The organism is Pseudomonas sp. UBA5568, from assembly GCF_002425525.1.
Lineage (GTDB): Bacteria > Pseudomonadota > Gammaproteobacteria > Pseudomonadales > Pseudomonadaceae > Aquipseudomonas > Aquipseudomonas fulva.
The window spans coordinates 41843-56536 of record NZ_DIMK01000025.1 but is presented as its reverse complement, the minus strand read 5'-3'; the positions used below and the strand labels follow the sequence as shown (position 1 = coordinate 56536).

Here is a 14694-nt window from a genome sequence, read left to right as displayed (position 1 = left end):
AACTTACTTACGCAGTTCTACGCGACGGTTTTGAGCCCAGGACTGCTCGTCGTTGCCGGTAGCAACTGGACGCTCTTCGCCGTAGGAAACCACTTCCAGCTGAGCAGGGGAAACGCCCTGCAGAACCAGGTAGCGCTGAACGGCCTTGGCACGACGCTCACCCAGAGCCATGTTGTACTCGCGGGTGCCGCGCTCGTCGGTGTTGCCTTCCAGGACAACGCGGTTGCCGTTGGCTTTCAGGTCCTTGGCGTGAACGTCCAGAGCGCGCATGGCTTCTGGCTTCAGGTCCGAGCTGTCGTATTCGAAGTAGAAGGTGGTGATTGCGCGCAGAGCGGCTTCTTCGCTCAGGGAACCGTCGACTGCGCCGGTGTTGGCACCGTAGCCAGCGTTCGGATCAACGGCGCCAGCGCCTTCACCTGCGTTGTCACCGCCCTTGGAGGAGCAACCTACAGCCACAGCCATGGCCAGAGCCAGCGCAGCGAATTTACCAAACTTCAGCATTTCCATCGTGAAACTCCTAATGAAACCCCAGTGTGTTAAGCAAAACGTATTACGCCGCAATCAGTTCAGGTAAGGGGACCAGGACGGTTCTCTGACTTCGCCTTGAGCGGTAGGAAGTGGGAGCCTCACGCGGCCATTAAGCGACACGAGCATCAAGACTCCCCGGCCCTGCTGGCGGGTGGCGTAGATTAGCATGGTGCCGTTGGGCGCAACAGTGGGAGACTCATCAAGACTTGTTTCCGAGAGAATCTTTACACTTCCGCGTTGCAAGTCCTGAGCGGCAACTTTGAAGTTGGTGAAACCCTGTTGGCGGTGAATCATCACCAGGGTCTTTTCGTCTGCCGAGAGTTTCGGGTTGGCGTTGTAGTTACCCACGAACGTTACGCGCTCGGCGCTGCCGCCACTGACCGACTGTTTGTAGATCTGCGGTTTGCCGCCACGGTCGGACGTGAAGTACAGGGTGTTGCCGTCCTTACCCCAGAATGGCTCGGTATTGATGCCAGGGCCGGCAGTCACGCGGCTGATCTGACGCGAGGCCACGTTCATCACATAGATGTCCGGGTTCCCATCCTTGGACAGCACGAAGGCCAGGCGCGAACCATCGGGCGACCAGGCAGGTGCGCCATTGAGGCCCTCGAAGTTGGTGACCTGTTCACGGCGACCGGTGTCGATGTGTTGAACGAAGATACGCGGGCGCTTCTGCTCGAACGATACATAGGCGATGCGTTTGCCATCGGGCGCGAAGCGCGGCGACAGGATCGGCTCGCGGGACTGCAGCAGGGTCACGGCGCGGGCACCGTCATAGTCCGAACGCTGCAGGGTGTAGCGCGTGTTGTTCGTAGAGAAGCGCTCGGCCGTCACGTACAGCATGCGCGTGGAGAAGGCACCCTTGATACCGGTGAGCTTCTCGAACGACTGGTCGGCGATGTAGTGCGACATGTCGCGCAGCTGGTCGGTGGTGCCGGCAACGCTGCCGGTCAGGACCTGCTGCTCGGTGGCGACGTTGAACAGGGCGTATTGCACCTGCAGGCGACCACCGGAGGGCACGATGCTGCCCACCATCACGTACTGGGCACCCAGCGCCTTCCAGTCGCGGAAGATGACTTCGCTGGCCTGGGAGGGCTGGCTGATCATGTTCTGGCGCGGGATGGGCGAGTAGTAGCCGGAGTTGCGCAGGTCGTTGCCGATGATGTCGGCCATGTCTTCAGGCAGCACACTGCCACCCTGAACAGCGAACGGCACCACTGCAATTGGCGTTGCCCGGTCACTGCCACTGGTGACCAGGATGTTCTTTTCCTCTGCTACGGCCATGCCTGCCACGCAGCACAGCATGACCAGCAGTCCTCTCAGACGTTTAATCACAACGCTAGATCCTCAGGTGTAAATGTCATCTTGAACGAGCGATATTGGTTGAAATCGCTCGGCTTCATGCCCTGCATTTCAGTCAGGCGACCGATGTTCTTCACCGCTGCCACCGCCGAGCTGTCATAGGGGCCGTCACCGCTTGACCGGGCCACGCTGACGCTGGTGATGGTGCCATCGGGCAACATGTTGATCTGCAGTACCACCGTCATGCCTTTACGCGCCGATGGCGGGCGAGCCCAGCCTTCTGCCGCGCGCATACGGATCAGGTCGTCGAAGTCGCCGGCCACCTGGTCACCCTGCTCGTCGGCCAGCGCCTGCTGCCGCTCGGTGGTGTCGGACAAGAGCTCGGCCAGGGCCTGTGCCTTCTTGTCTTCAGCCGCCTTGCGAGCTGCTTCCTGTGCCTTTTTCTTCTGGGCATCCGCTGCGGCCTTTTTCTTGGCGTCCTCGGCTGCCTTCTTCTTCGCTTCTTCGGCCGCTGCCGCCTTCTTCTTGGCGTCTTCGGCCGCTTTTTTCTTCGCATCCTCGGCGGCTTTCTTCTTGGCCTCCTCGGCAGCTTGCTTCTTCGCCTCTTCAGCGGCCTGCTTCTTGGCCTCTTCTTCGGCTTTTTTCTTCGCTTCTTCTTCAGCCTTTTTCTTGGCGATGTCAGCTTGCTGTTTCTCGGCAGCCTTCTTCGCCTCATCGGCCTTCTTGGCTTCGGCCGCTTTCTTGGCTTCAGCAGCTTTGGCCGTTTCGGCAGCCTTGGCCGCGTCCTCGGCCTTTTTGGCCTCGGCAGCCTCGCGTGCCTCCTGGGCCTTTTGAGCAGCGTCGGCTTTCTTTTGTTCCGCGGCTTTCACCGCTTCCTGCTCGACCTTCTTCTGCTCAAGCTGCTCGACCTCGGTCTGACGCGAAGCGGTTTTCTTCGCTTCCCCGGCAATCTTCTGGTTGGTCTGGGTAGTCGCCTGGCTCTTGGACTTGAGCTGATAGAGCGTAGCCTGAACGATCGGCTTGGACGGTGGCAGTTCAGGCGTCATGGCAAAGCTGACGAACAGCATGCCAAACACCAGCACATGCAGGCCGATGGCCCAGACACTGGGCCAGAAGTAGCTTTCCGAGGCAGAGGGCTCTCGCTGTTGCATCAGGGTGCCTCGGTAATCAGGCCGACGTTACCGACACCGGCTTTCTGCAGCCCGCCCATGGCACCCATGACCGCGCCGTAGTCCACCGCCTTGTCGCCACGGATGAATACCTGGGTCTGTTTGCCCTGGTCGCGACCGGCCGCGATGATCTTGGTAACGGCGTCGGTCATGGCCGGCAGGGTCATAGCCTTGTCCATTTGCTTGTCGGTATCGACTTCGCTGCCAAGGTTCCAGTAGTAGGTCTTGTCGGCCTTGATGGAAATGGTGAGGATCTGGACGTTGTTGTCCTGCGGCAAGGCTTCGCTGGAAACCTTGGGCAGATCGACCTTCACGCCCTGATTGAGCATGGGCGCCGTCACCATGAAGATGACCAGCAGCACCAGCATCACGTCGATGTAGGGCACCACGTTCATCTCGGCGACGGGCTTGCGTTTGTGGCGAACTCGGGCCATGGGCTTGTACCTGATTACTCTTCGCTGGTGTGCACTTTGCGGTGCAGGATCGCCTGGAACTCGTCGGCGAAGGTGTAGTAACGGCTGATCAGCGTTTCACTGCGGGCCGCAAAGCGGTTGTATGCGATGACCGCCGGAATGGCTGCGAACAGGCCGATGGCCGTGGCGATCAGCGCTTCGGCGATGCCGGGGGCAACGGTAGCCAGCGTGGCTTGTTGCGCACTTGCCAGGCCGCGGAAGGAGTTCATGATGCCCCACACGGTACCGAACAGGCCGATATAGGGGCTGGTCGAACCCACGGTCGCCAGGAACGGCAAACTCTGCTCGAGCTTTTCTTCTTCGCGGGAGATGGCGACGCGCATGGCACGGCCAACCCCTTCCATCACGGCGTCCGGATCAACGCCAGGTTGCTGGCGCAGACGGGAAAACTCCTTGAAGCCTGCACGGAAGACCTGCTCCACACCCGAGTCCGGGTCCGGATTGCTGCCTGCCTGACGGTACAGCTTGGACAGGTCGATACCCGACCAGAAGCGCTCCTCGAAAGCATCGAGCGCACGACGACCGGCGCGCAGCATGGTGCTGCGCTGGAAAATCATGATCCACGAGGTGACCGAGGCGGCCACCAGGGTCAGCATCACCAGCTGCACCACAACGCTGGCGTTACTGACCAGACTCCACATGGAGGTATGGTCGACGACGTTAGCTTCCACGCTTATTCTCCTGCATTCGATTGATTACCCGAGCCGTCTGCCGCAAAGGCGTCGCGCAGCTGGGGAGGTATGGCTCGGGGTTTGAAAGTGTCGGCGCGCACGGCGGCGATCAGAAACCGCCCTTCACAAAGCAGTGCGTCGTCCTTTTCCCGCCACACTTGCTGCACGAAGCGCAAGCTGGCGCGATTGAGTTCAAGTACTTGCGCGGTCACCCGCAATTCATCGTCCAGCCGCGCCGGCACGTGGTAACGCGCTTCGCTGGAATGGACCACGAACAGCAGGTTGTCTTCAGCCAGTTGCGACTGGGAAAAGCCCAGGTGCCGCAAGCGTTCGGTGCGCGCGCGCTCCATGAATTTCAGGTAATTGACGTAATACACCACACCACCGGCATCGGTATCTTCGTAATAGACGCGACAACGGTGTGCGAACGGTTCCAGGCCTTTTTGCGCGCGCATACTCTAGTGCTTACTCCTTGGCTTGCCAATCCGCTGTGACAACTGTTTTTTCACTATCGATATCCGGGTGCCATGGCCCCCTGGGCATGCCAGCGGTAGGACCACGAAAAGCGTGTTTCGATCTGTCATTCATCACCCGGCTCGGAAAAATCCGCGCCCTCCCCCAATCGCCCGGGAACATTCAGCCCGAAGTGCAGGTAGGCGTGTCGGGTCACCACACGGCCACGGGGCGTACGCATGATGTAGCCCTGCTGGATGAGGTAAGGCTCAAGCACGTCCTCGATGGTGTGACGCTCTTCGCTGATGGCGGCGGCAAGGTTGTCGACGCCGACCGGGCCACCGTCGAACTTCTCGATCATGGTCAGCAGCAGGCGCCTGTCGGAATGGTCGAAGCCGCGCTCATCGACGTCCAGCAGGTTGAGCGCCATGTCGGCCACGGCCTTGGTGATCTGGCCCTTGCCGCGTACCTCGGCGTAGTCGCGCACCCGCCGCAGCAAGCGGTTGGCAATGCGCGGTGTGCCGCGGGCACGGCGCGCGATCTCATAGGCACCGAGGTCCTCGATGACCAGGCCCAGGATGTTGGCCGAACGGCTGACGATGGTCGCCAGGTCCTTGTCGCTGTAGAACTCCAGCCGCTGCACGATGCCGAAACGGTCGCGCAGCGGGTTGGTGAGCATGCCGGCGCGCGTCGTGGCACCGACCAGCGTGAAAGGTGGCAGGTCGAGCTTGATCGAGCGGGCCGCCGGGCCTTCGCCGATCATGATGTCGAGCTGAAAGTCTTCCATGGCTGGATAGAGCACTTCTTCGACGACCGGCGACAGCCGGTGGATCTCGTCGATGAAGAGCACGTCATGAGGCTCAAGGTTGGTCAGCATGGCGGCCAGGTCGCCAGGGCGCTCGAGGATCGGCCCCGAGGTGCTTTTGACCGACACCCCCATTTCGTGGGCGATGATGTTGGCCAGGGTGGTCTTGCCCAGGCCTGGCGGGCCGAAGATCAGCGTGTGGTCGAGCGACTCGCTGCGCCCGCGCGCCGCCTGGATGAACAGTGCCATCTGCTCGCGCACCACAGGCTGGCCAATGTACTCCTCCAGCCGCAAGGGCCGGATGGCGCGATCCTGGACTTCTTCGCGGTCGCGGCCACTGGCAGCGATCAGGCGGTCGGCTTCGATCACTTGGTAATCATCCCCTTGAGGCTGCGGCGAATCAGCTCTTCACTGGAAAGCCCCGACTTGTCCTTGATCGCGCCGATGGCCTTGCTCGCTTCCTGGGGCTTGTAGCCCAGGGACACCAGGGCGCTGACCGCATCCGCCTCGGCGCTGGACTCGCTGGCGGCCGGCAATGGCCCATCGGACACCAGCGCGAACATGGCCGGGGACGTTTCCCAAGCCTTGAAGCGGTCCTTGAGCTCGACCAGCAGGCGCTCTGCCGTTTTTTTGCCTACACCGGGTACGCGTACCAATACCGAGGCGTCCTGGGCCTGCACGCAGCGCACCAGCTCATCGATCTCAAGCCCGGACATCAGTGCCAGGGCCAGCTTGGGGCCCACACCGTTGAGCCGAATGAGCTCGCGGAACAATTCGCGCTCGCGCTTTTCGGCAAAGCCATAGAGCAGGTGGGCGTCTTCACGCACCACAAGGTGCGTGTGCACCGTTACCGGCTCGCCGACCTTGGGCAGGCGATAGAGCGTCGTCATGGGGACTTCCAGTTCGTAGCCCACGCCATTGACGTCGATGATGAGGTGCGGCGGCTGCTTTTCCGCCAGGGTGCCGCGCAAACGTCCGATCACGTTTCGATCCTTTTCACGGGGAGCTGCCCGATGGCCGCTCAACCCTATCAGCAAATACGGCAGGCGGACGCTCCGCCTGCACAAAATGTGTATCAGCGCATGAAGCGCTTACAGACGCAAGCGCCCACCGCGCCGACGCGCCGTAGACAGCCCATGGGGCACCAGACTCGAACGGGTGTGGGCATGGCACAAGGCAATGGCCAGCGCGTCGGAAGCATCGATCTGGGGCTTTTGGGTCAGCTTGAGCAGGTGCATGACCATCATCATCACCTGGTCCTTGTTCGCCCCGCCCGTACCAGCCACCGCCTGCTTGACCTGGGTGGCGCTGTACTCGGCGATTTCCAGCCCTGCTTCAGCCGCTGCGACGATGGCCGCGCCTCGGGCCTGCCCCAGCTTGAGGGCCGAATCGGCGTTGCGGGCCATGAAAACTCGCTCGATGCCCATGGTCACCGGGCCATGCTGGCCGATGACTTCGCTGACCCCACGAAACACGATCTGCAAACGCTCGTGCAGTTCACCACTGCCTGTGCGGATGCAGCCTGAGGCCACGTACTCGCAACCACGTGCGGTCTGGCGAACAACGCCATAACCTGTGATGCGCGAGCCGGGGTCGATACCTAGAATCAGAGTCATAGCGCCTGTCGTTGAAGTGAAGCGGTGTGCAAACAGTACAGGCCCTTTCGCAGGTCAACCCCCTGGCCAGGTCGCCAGTGCTGCCACCTGTGCCACGGGCGCCCTGCGAAAGGGCCTGTACAAACGCCCGAAGGCGTCAGTATGGTGCGCCAGAAAGCCCTCAGCCGAGGTTTTCCATGATCTCGTCGGAAATCTGCGCATTGGAGTAGACGTTCTGTACGTCGTCCAGGTCTTCGAGCATGTCGATCAGCTTGAGTACCTTCTCGGCGCCCTCCTGATCGAGTTCGGCGCTGGTGGTCGGCTGCATCACGATTTCGGCGTCGGCCGCCTTGAAGCCGGCCTCTTCCAAGGCATTGCGCACGGCGTAGAAGCTGTTGAACGAGGTGAACACGTCAAACGAGCCATCCTCGTGGGCCACCACGTCGTCGGCGTCGGCCTCCATCGCCGCCTCCATCAAGGCATCCTCCTCCACGCCCGGAGCAAAACTGATCTGCCCCTTGCGCTCGAACAGGTAGGCGACCGAACCGTCGGTGCCCAGGTTGCCCCCGCACTTGGTGAAGGCATGGCGCACTGCCGCAGCTGTGCGGTTGCGGTTATCGGTCATGGCCTCGACCATGATCGCCACACCGCCCGGCCCGTAACCTTCATAGCTGAGCTCTTCGACGTTGTCGCTTTCGTTCGTGCCGGCGCCACGGGCCACCGCGCGATCGATGATATCGCGGCTCATGTTGGCACCCAGTGCCTTGTCCAGCGCCAGGCGCAGGCGCGGGTTGGAGGCAGGGTCCGGGCCGCCTTGCTTGGCGGCGACCGTCAGCTCGCGGATCCACTTGGTGAATACCTTGCCCCTCTTGGCATCCTGGCGCTCTTTGCGGTGCTTGATGTTCGCCCACTTGGAATGACCCGCCATAACGACTCCCGATCCTTGTAACAGAAACAGGTTCCGCCCCGAAGGGCGGAACGTGGAAAGACTGCGCCGAAGCGCGTGGGCGCAACCGCCGGCTGCGCCCGGGCCGATTACTCGACCTTGGTCTGCTCGCGCAGACGGATGTGCAGCTCGCGCAATGCCTTGGCGTCGACCATGCCCGGTGCCTGGGTCATGACACACGCAGCGCTCTGGGTTTTCGGGAAGGCAATCACTTCACGAATCGACTGGGCGCCGGTCATCAGCATGACCAGGCGATCCAGGCCGAAGGCCAGGCCACCGTGAGGCGGTGCACCGAACTTCAGGGCATCGAGCAGGAAGCCGAACTTCTCTTCCTGTTCCGCCGCTTCGATACCCAGCAGGCGGAACACGGCCTGCTGCATTTCCTTGCGGTGGATACGGATCGAACCGCCACCGAGTTCGGTGCCATTGAGCACCATGTCATAGGCACGGGACAGGGCCGTGGCCGGGTTGGCCTCCAGTTCCTCGGGCGTGCACTTGGGCGCGGTGAACGGGTGGTGCAGCGCGGTGAAGCTGCCGTCTTCGTTCTCTTCGAACATGGGGAAGTCAACGACCCACATCGGCGCCCACTCGCAGGTGAACAGTTCGAAGTCGTGACCCAGGCGAATACGCAGGGCGCCCAGCGCTTCGCTGACCACCTTGAACTTGTCGGCACCGAAGAACACGATGTCGCCGTCAACGGCGCCCACGCGGTCGAGGATGGTGTTGAGGTTGGCCTCGGGGATGTTCTTGACGATCGGCGACTGCAGGCCTTCAACGCCCTTGGCACGCTCGTTGACCTTGATGTAGGCAAGGCCGCGGGCACCGTAGATGCCAACGAACTTGGTGTACTCGTCGATCTTGCTGCGCGGCATGCTGGCGCCGCCTGGCAGTCGCAGCGCGGTGACGCGGCATTTAGGATCGTTGGCAGGGCCGGCGAACACCTTGAAGTCCACGTCCTTGAGCTGGTCGGCGACGTCGACCAGTTCCAGCGGGATGCGCAGGTCTGGCTTGTCGGAGCCATAGCGACGCATGGCTTCCTCGAAGGTCATGTGCGGGAATTCGCCGAACTCCAGGTCCAGCACTTCCTTGAACAGCTTGCGGATCATGCTCTCGGTCAGGCCCATGATCTCGGACTCGTCCAGGAAGCTGGTCTCGATGTCGATCTGGGTGAATTCTGGCTGGCGATCGGCACGCAGGTCTTCGTCACGGAAGCACTTGGCAATCTGGTAGTAGCGGTCGAAACCGGCGACCATCAGCAACTGCTTGAACAGCTGTGGCGACTGCGGCAGGGCGAAGAAGCTGCCGGCGTGGGTGCGGCTTGGCACCAGGTAATCGCGCGCGCCTTCAGGCGTGGCGCGGGTCAGAATCGGCGTTTCCACATCGAGGAAGCCGTTTTCGTCGAGAAAGCGTCGAATGCTGCTGGTGATGCGCGAGCGCAGGCGCAGCTTGTCGGCCATCTCAGGACGACGCAGGTCGATGAAACGGTAGCGCAGACGCGTTTCCTCACCAACGTCGGAGTATTCGTTGAGCGGGAACGGCGGGGTTTCGGCTTCGTTCAGCACGTTGAGCTGATAGCCGAGGATTTCGATGGCACCGGAGGCCATGTTGCTGTTCACAGCACCTTCCGGGCGACGGCGGACCTTGCCGGTGATCTGCACGACGTACTCGCTGCGCACACGGTCGGCTGCGGCGAAGGTGTCGGCGCGATCCGGATCGAAAACGACCTGGGCCATGCCCTCGCGGTCACGGATGTCGAGGAAGATCACCCCGCCGTGGTCCCGGCGACGATGGACCCAGCCGCAAAGGGTGACTTCCTGGCCGTCCAGGCTCTCGTTCAGTTGGCCGCAATAATGGCTGCGCATCATGATGGTGGTTTCGCTTCTCGTGATTCGTGTATTCGATGGAGGCCTTGGCCGCCCGGAGGGCTAATACTGCAAGACCCGGTCATAGCATTCAACTCAGTCGGCCTTGTCGCCGCCTGCCAGATTCTTTTTCGCACCGGTCTTGAAGTCGGTTTCGTACCAGCCGTTGCCGCTCAGGCGAAAGCCGGGCACCGACAGCAGTTTCTTCATCGCCGGCGCCTGGCAGGCCGGGCAGTCGGTGAGCGGCGCGGCGCTGATTTTCTGCAGCACTTCCATGCGATGCTCGCAGGATGCACATTGATAGTCGTAAAGGGGCATGGATGTCTCTCGTCAACCATAACGCTGGCTGCCTGGGCAGCAAAAGGCGGGATTATATATGGTTAACCAGCGCTGCGCAGCCCGCCGGGCGATCAGTGCGACGTCGGCGGCTGCTGCAACCAGGCCACGCAGATCACCCGTATGAGGCCGCTGAAGTTGCGCACGCCCCCTTGGCGCAGGTGCACCTCACGGTCTACATAGGACAACACCGCACTGACCGAGCATTGGTTGGCAGCGGCAATGCGCTCGAGGATACCCCAATACACGGCCTCGAGGCGCAGGCAGGTGGAAAAACCGTTGAGCCGCACCGAGCGAGACACAGGCTGGGTCTGCAGCATGTCGAAATCTGCCGTGAATGGGTCGACGCATTGCTTGCCGGGCCAGCGCCCCTGACCTGCCGTCCGTTTCCCAGACTGAGCCATCTGCACACCTCCTGATGATTGAACCAAGGGGTGTATCAAGCGCCGAACGGGCCATTGCAGAGCAGCGGCAAACCCTTCCCGCACAGAAAGCGGCAGGCCCGCCCAGTCACCCTGGAAAGGCCTGCCGGCACGGCCCGGTTATTTCTCGTCGAGCAGTACGCGCAGCATCCATGCGGTCTTTTCGTGCACTTGCATGCGCTGGGTGAGCAGGTCGGCGGTTGGCTCATCGCTGACCTTGTCCACCGCTGGGAAGATACTGCGGGCGGTGCGCACCACCGCTTCCTGCCCTTGCACCAGTTGCCGGATCATCTCGTCGGCTGGGGGGACGCCCTCCTCTTCCTTGATGGAAGAGTGCTTGGCGTAGAACGCGTAGGACCCAGGCGCCGGGAAACCCAGGGCGCGGATGCGCTCGGCAATGGCGTCCACCGCCAGCGCCAGCTCGTTGTACTGCTCCTCGAACATCAGGTGCAGGGTACGGAACGAGGGCCCGGTGACGTTCCAATGGAAATTGTGGGTTTTCAGATACAGCACGTAGGTATCTGAAAGCAGGCGGGAAAGCCCATCGACGATGGACTTGCGATCTTCTTCACTGATGCCGATATCGATTGCCATGATGCTCCCCTTCGGAAAACGTGAAACCCAAGCGGGTGCCGACCACTTTAGCAACACTCTGAGCGCCGTGCCTCTGCCAGGTGGCCGCAGGCAGGGCGCCGGGTGGCAGTTTGAGTACCCTGCAGGTTTACGGTTAAATAGGCAGCGTGCCATTCGTGCGGACTGTAATTGCCGAATGCATAGGCAGAAGGCCACGTGTTCGCGCCAACACTTCATGCGCACCGGGCCGTCAGCTCTTCCCGTGATCAGCTTCAATCAATGTGAGCCAATCCCATGTTCAAGATCGTCCACCTGGTGACAGGCGCGGCAGCCTTGCTGCTAGCGTTCATTCCCAGTCTTAAAACCGAGGCAACGCCTTTCCTGCAACAACCCGACGCGGTCTATCTGGCCCTGTTCGGCTTGCTCAACCTGATCCTGGCCCCTGTCGTACCGCTGTACTACCGAGGTGCCAGGCAGCAACTGCAATATCTCGCCTGTGCCCTGCTGGTGGTGGCTGTGGTACTTCAAACCCTTACCGTGCTCGCTCGACCAGAGCTTGGCAACCTGGCGGCGCTGGTGTGCGCCGCACTGGCTGTGGCCCTGCACCTGGGCGCAGGCTTTGCCCAGGGCGCGCGCAAGGTACGCAGCAGCCAACAGCCACTGACCGAGGCCGGCAACCGAGATACGGGCACGGTCAAGTGGTTCAACACGTCCAAGGGGTTCGGGTTCATTTCCCGGGACTCAGGCGATGACATCTTCGTGCACTTTCGCGCCATCCGCGGCGAAGGCCATCGCATCCTGGTAGAAGGTCAACGCGTCGAGTTCTCGGTGATGCACCGCGACAAGGGCCTGCAGGCCGAGGACGTGGTCGCCGTCACGCGCCGCTGACAGGCGAGCAGGCTTAAACACGTTCAAACCAGGCCTGTCGCTCAGCCCAAGGCTGCGACAGGCCTGACGACACGATGATCAATAGTGAGGCGGCGGCGCCTCTTCACCCTCGCTGCCATACTGACCCGCCATCTCCTCGTAACGCTTGATCAGCTCGGCCATCTGCAACTGCAGCCGCTCGATCACGCGCCCTTGCTCGACCACCACATCGTTGAGCGCCTGCAGGGTGTCGTCCTGGAATGCCTGGCGCGTTTCCAGCTCGACCATTCTTGGCTCAAGCGACATGGGCGGCCTCCTGGAAACCTTCAAGGTGCAGATTCCGCACGCGGGCACGTACCGCCTGTACTTGTGCGTCGGTATAGGCCACGGCCGGGCATTTGCCCCAGACCGGTGCAGGCCAGGCCACATCATCGTGCTGGCGAACGATCACATGCATGTGCATCTGGCTGACCACATTGCCCAGCGTCGCCACGTTCATCTTGTCGGCCCCGTAGCTGCGCTTGAGTGCCTCGGCAAGCTGTGTGGTTTCCTGCCAGAGCAGGTGCTGGTCAGCCAGGCTGAGGTCAAACAATTCGCTGACCTCGGCACGCCTGGGCACCAGGATGAACCAGGGGTAGTTGGCATCTCGGCTCAGCAGCAACTGGCACAGGACGAAATCGCCCAGCACCCAAGTGTCCTGCTGCAAGCGTGGATCAAGAACGAACACGGCGTACCTCCTTCAGGCAAAGCGACCCGCACGGTGGCGGTAGAGACGGCGGCAAGGATACCTTGCGCGATTGCGGTAACACAGCGCTACTTTTCGCACCAATAAGGTGCTTCGCCACGCTGACTGGCGCCTTGGCCCACCACAATTGACACCGCCTTAACATGTTGCGGTAACACATTGACTTTGATAGCAAGCTAGCCAACTGAATGGACGCGATGAGCGGGCTGGACGCCCAGTCCGACCAACCCCCGTATTTACGGCGGTTAAAACGGTTTCCTGAAAATTTCGTGAAAAATTCATCAATGCAAGCCCAGGTTGAGCACGCTTGTTGCATTGCCTTCACGCCAAGTCGGCATGCTCTCTGCAACACCTGCACACCGGGCGTTACCACCCTCGGATGCGACGCTGAAGTGCCCGACAGCGACACGGCCAAAAAGTTCCATTCAGAGTGCTTTGCGCCATATCGCCAACGACCTTCAGCGTGCTATACATTTTCGCCGACATAACAAGAAAGAGCTGCACCCTATAACTAGAACACCTGGATGCAGCGGTACTCTTCCTAAAAAAACCAAAGGAGCAAGTCACGATGCGCGTGATGAAGTGGAGCATGATCGCCCTGGCCGTTTCGGCGGGGTCCTCGCAGATGGCACTGGCCTCTTCGCAGGATGAGTCCAAAGGTTTCATTGAAGACAGCAAGCTGAGCGTCAAAACTCGCATGCTGTATTTCAGCCGTGATTTCCGCAACAACGAAGGCGGCCAGAGCCGCCGTGAAGAAACCGGCCTCGGCTTCGTGGGCACTTACGAGTCGGGCTACACCCAGGGCACCGTCGGCGTGGGTATCGACGCCATCGGCATGCTCGGACTGAAACTGGACAGCGGCAAGGGCCGTGCTGGCACCGGCCTGTTCCCGAACGGCTCGGACGGCCGTGCGCAGGATGACTACTCCAAGGGTGGCGGCGCGGTCAAATTCCGTATCTCCGACACCGTGCTGAAAGTCGGCGACCAGTTCACCGCCCTGCCGGTATTCGCCACCGACGATAGCCGCCTGCTGCCGGAAATCGCCCAGGGCGCATTGCTGACCAGCAACGACATCAAGGGCCTGACCCTGCACGCCGGTCGCTTCACCAGCCTGACCGGTCAGGAGCAGACCAACCGCGACAGCCTGCGCCTGAAGGAAGCCGACGTATTCGGCGGCACCTATGCCTTCACCGACAGCCTGTCCACCAGCCTGTACTACTCCAAGGTCGAAGACTACTGGCGCAAATACTACGCCAACGTCAACTGGGCGCTGCCGCTGTCGGACAAGCAAGGCCTGGTGTTCGACTTCAACTTCTATGACACCAAGAGCGACGGCCAAGGCCTGCAGCGCGCCGAAAAAGACGGCGTGACCAAGCTCGACAACCGTGCGTTCAGCCTGTCCGGTGCGTACAACATCGGCGCTCACACCTTCACCCTGGCCTACCAGAAAGTCACCGGCGACGGCGACTATGGCTACGGCGTCGACGGTGGCGGTACCGTGTTCCTGGCCAACTCCGTGGCCCGTTCCGACTTCAACGCCGAGGGCGAGAAGTCCTGGCAGGCTCGCTACGACCTGAACTTCGCCGAGTATGGCATTCCAGGCCTGAGCTTCATGACCCGCTACGTGCGTGGCAGCGGCGCCGACACCGGCACCACCAGCAACGGCAAGGAATGGGAACGCGACATCGACATCAAGTACGTGATGCAAGAAGGCCCGGCCAAGGACCTGAGCTTCCGCGTTCGTCAAGCCACCTACCGTTCCTCCGATGGCGTCTACTACGGCTCCCCATCCTTGGACGAGCTGCGCCTGATCGTGGAGTACCCGCTGAGCATCCTGTAAGCCTGGCTTGCAACGCTTCGCACCTGAAAAGCCCGGCGACCGCGCCGGGCTTTTTCTTGGCTGACAAGCAGGACGCCCTGGGGCATCCTGTACGCCTTGGCTTCACC

Annotated in this window: 18 protein-coding genes; 2 read left to right on the top strand and 16 right to left on the bottom strand. The window is 61.5% G+C overall.

Translation table 11 applies throughout. The features are described 5' to 3' along the window. Positions 1-3 precede the first annotated feature (3 nt). The 14 genes from pal to B2S33_RS08105 all read right to left on the bottom strand — a co-directional run bounded on the left by pal (position 4) and on the right by B2S33_RS08105 (position 11156). Positions 4-507, bottom strand: a complete 504-nt coding sequence (pal, locus tag B2S33_RS08170) for a peptidoglycan-associated lipoprotein Pal (protein WP_023536326.1) — start codon at positions 505-507, stop codon at positions 4-6. Between the two features lie 54 nt (positions 508-561). Further along, positions 562-1833, bottom strand: coding sequence for a Tol-Pal system beta propeller repeat protein TolB (gene tolB, locus B2S33_RS08165; RefSeq protein ID WP_023536327.1), 1272 nt, complete (start codon positions 1831-1833; stop codon positions 562-564). Between the two features lie 26 nt (positions 1834-1859). Continuing rightward, positions 1860-2981 (bottom strand): cell envelope integrity protein TolA, encoded by a 1122-nt coding sequence (gene tolA, locus B2S33_RS08160; RefSeq protein ID WP_197874256.1) that lies wholly within the window; start codon positions 2979-2981, stop codon positions 1860-1862. After that, positions 2981-3433 (bottom strand): protein TolR, encoded by a 453-nt coding sequence (gene tolR, locus B2S33_RS08155; RefSeq protein ID WP_003254760.1) that lies wholly within the window; start codon positions 3431-3433, stop codon positions 2981-2983. Before tolR ends, tolA begins: the two co-directional genes overlap by 1 nt. 14 nt (positions 3434-3447) lie before the next feature. Then, positions 3448-4143 carry a protein TolQ gene (gene tolQ / locus B2S33_RS08150; RefSeq protein ID WP_027914217.1) on the bottom strand — a complete coding sequence of 232 codons (696 nt, stop codon included), beginning with the start codon at positions 4141-4143 and terminating at the stop codon, positions 3448-3450. Positions 4144-4145: 2 nt separating this feature from the next. After that, positions 4146-4598 (bottom strand): tol-pal system-associated acyl-CoA thioesterase, encoded by a 453-nt coding sequence (ybgC, locus tag B2S33_RS08145; protein ID WP_027914216.1) that lies wholly within the window; start codon positions 4596-4598, stop codon positions 4146-4148. Between the two features lie 125 nt (positions 4599-4723). Beyond that, entirely contained in the window at positions 4724-5770 is a 1047-nt protein-coding gene (gene ruvB, locus B2S33_RS08140; protein ID WP_023536242.1) for a Holliday junction branch migration DNA helicase RuvB, read from the bottom strand. Then, positions 5767-6384, bottom strand: a complete 618-nt coding sequence (ruvA, locus tag B2S33_RS08135) for a Holliday junction branch migration protein RuvA (RefSeq protein WP_027914215.1) — start codon at positions 6382-6384, stop codon at positions 5767-5769. Before ruvA ends, ruvB begins: the two co-directional genes overlap by 4 nt. A 108-nt stretch (positions 6385-6492) precedes the next feature. Beyond that, positions 6493-7017, bottom strand: a complete 525-nt coding sequence (ruvC, locus tag B2S33_RS08130) for a crossover junction endodeoxyribonuclease RuvC (RefSeq protein WP_023536229.1) — start codon at positions 7015-7017, stop codon at positions 6493-6495. 160 nt (positions 7018-7177) lie between these two features. Next, a complete protein-coding gene (locus tag B2S33_RS08125; protein ID WP_023536325.1) occupies positions 7178-7924 on the bottom strand; it encodes a YebC/PmpR family DNA-binding transcriptional regulator in 747 nt (248 codons plus the stop codon). Positions 7925-8031: 107 nt separating this feature from the next. Beyond that, entirely contained in the window at positions 8032-9807 is a 1776-nt protein-coding gene (gene aspS, locus B2S33_RS08120; protein WP_027914214.1) for an aspartate--tRNA ligase, read from the bottom strand. A gap of 93 nt (positions 9808-9900) precedes the next feature. Continuing rightward, positions 9901-10122, bottom strand: coding sequence for an FmdB family zinc ribbon protein (locus B2S33_RS08115; protein ID WP_023536249.1), 222 nt, complete (start codon positions 10120-10122; stop codon positions 9901-9903). 92 nt (positions 10123-10214) lie between these two features. After that, complete coding sequence (locus B2S33_RS08110; protein WP_027914213.1) at positions 10215-10544, bottom strand: ribbon-helix-helix domain-containing protein; 330 nt, start codon at positions 10542-10544, stop codon at positions 10215-10217. Positions 10545-10682: 138 nt separating this feature from the next. Further along, a complete protein-coding gene (locus B2S33_RS08105; RefSeq protein ID WP_023536324.1) occupies positions 10683-11156 on the bottom strand; it encodes a Dps family protein in 474 nt (157 codons plus the stop codon). A 273-nt stretch (positions 11157-11429) separates the two neighbouring features. On the opposite strand from B2S33_RS08105, the gene B2S33_RS08100 reads away from it, so the two are divergent. Beyond that, positions 11430-12023 (top strand): cold-shock protein, encoded by a 594-nt coding sequence (locus tag B2S33_RS08100; RefSeq protein ID WP_027914212.1) that lies wholly within the window; start codon positions 11430-11432, stop codon positions 12021-12023. Positions 12024-12101: 78 nt separating this feature from the next. On the opposite strand, the gene B2S33_RS08095 is transcribed toward B2S33_RS08100, so the two are convergent. Further along, on the bottom strand, positions 12102-12308 hold the full coding sequence (locus B2S33_RS08095; RefSeq protein WP_027914211.1) for a SlyX family protein: 207 nt from the start codon (positions 12306-12308) through the stop codon (positions 12102-12104). After that, on the bottom strand, positions 12298-12729 hold the full coding sequence (locus B2S33_RS08090; protein ID WP_288650133.1) for an HIT domain-containing protein: 432 nt from the start codon (positions 12727-12729) through the stop codon (positions 12298-12300). Before B2S33_RS08090 ends, B2S33_RS08095 begins: the two co-directional genes overlap by 11 nt. A 586-nt stretch (positions 12730-13315) precedes the next feature. On the opposite strand from B2S33_RS08090, the gene B2S33_RS08085 reads away from it, so the two are divergent. Continuing rightward, a complete protein-coding gene (locus B2S33_RS08085; RefSeq protein WP_027914209.1) occupies positions 13316-14587 on the top strand; it encodes an OprD family porin in 1272 nt (423 codons plus the stop codon). Positions 14588-14694: the final 107 nt, after the last annotated feature.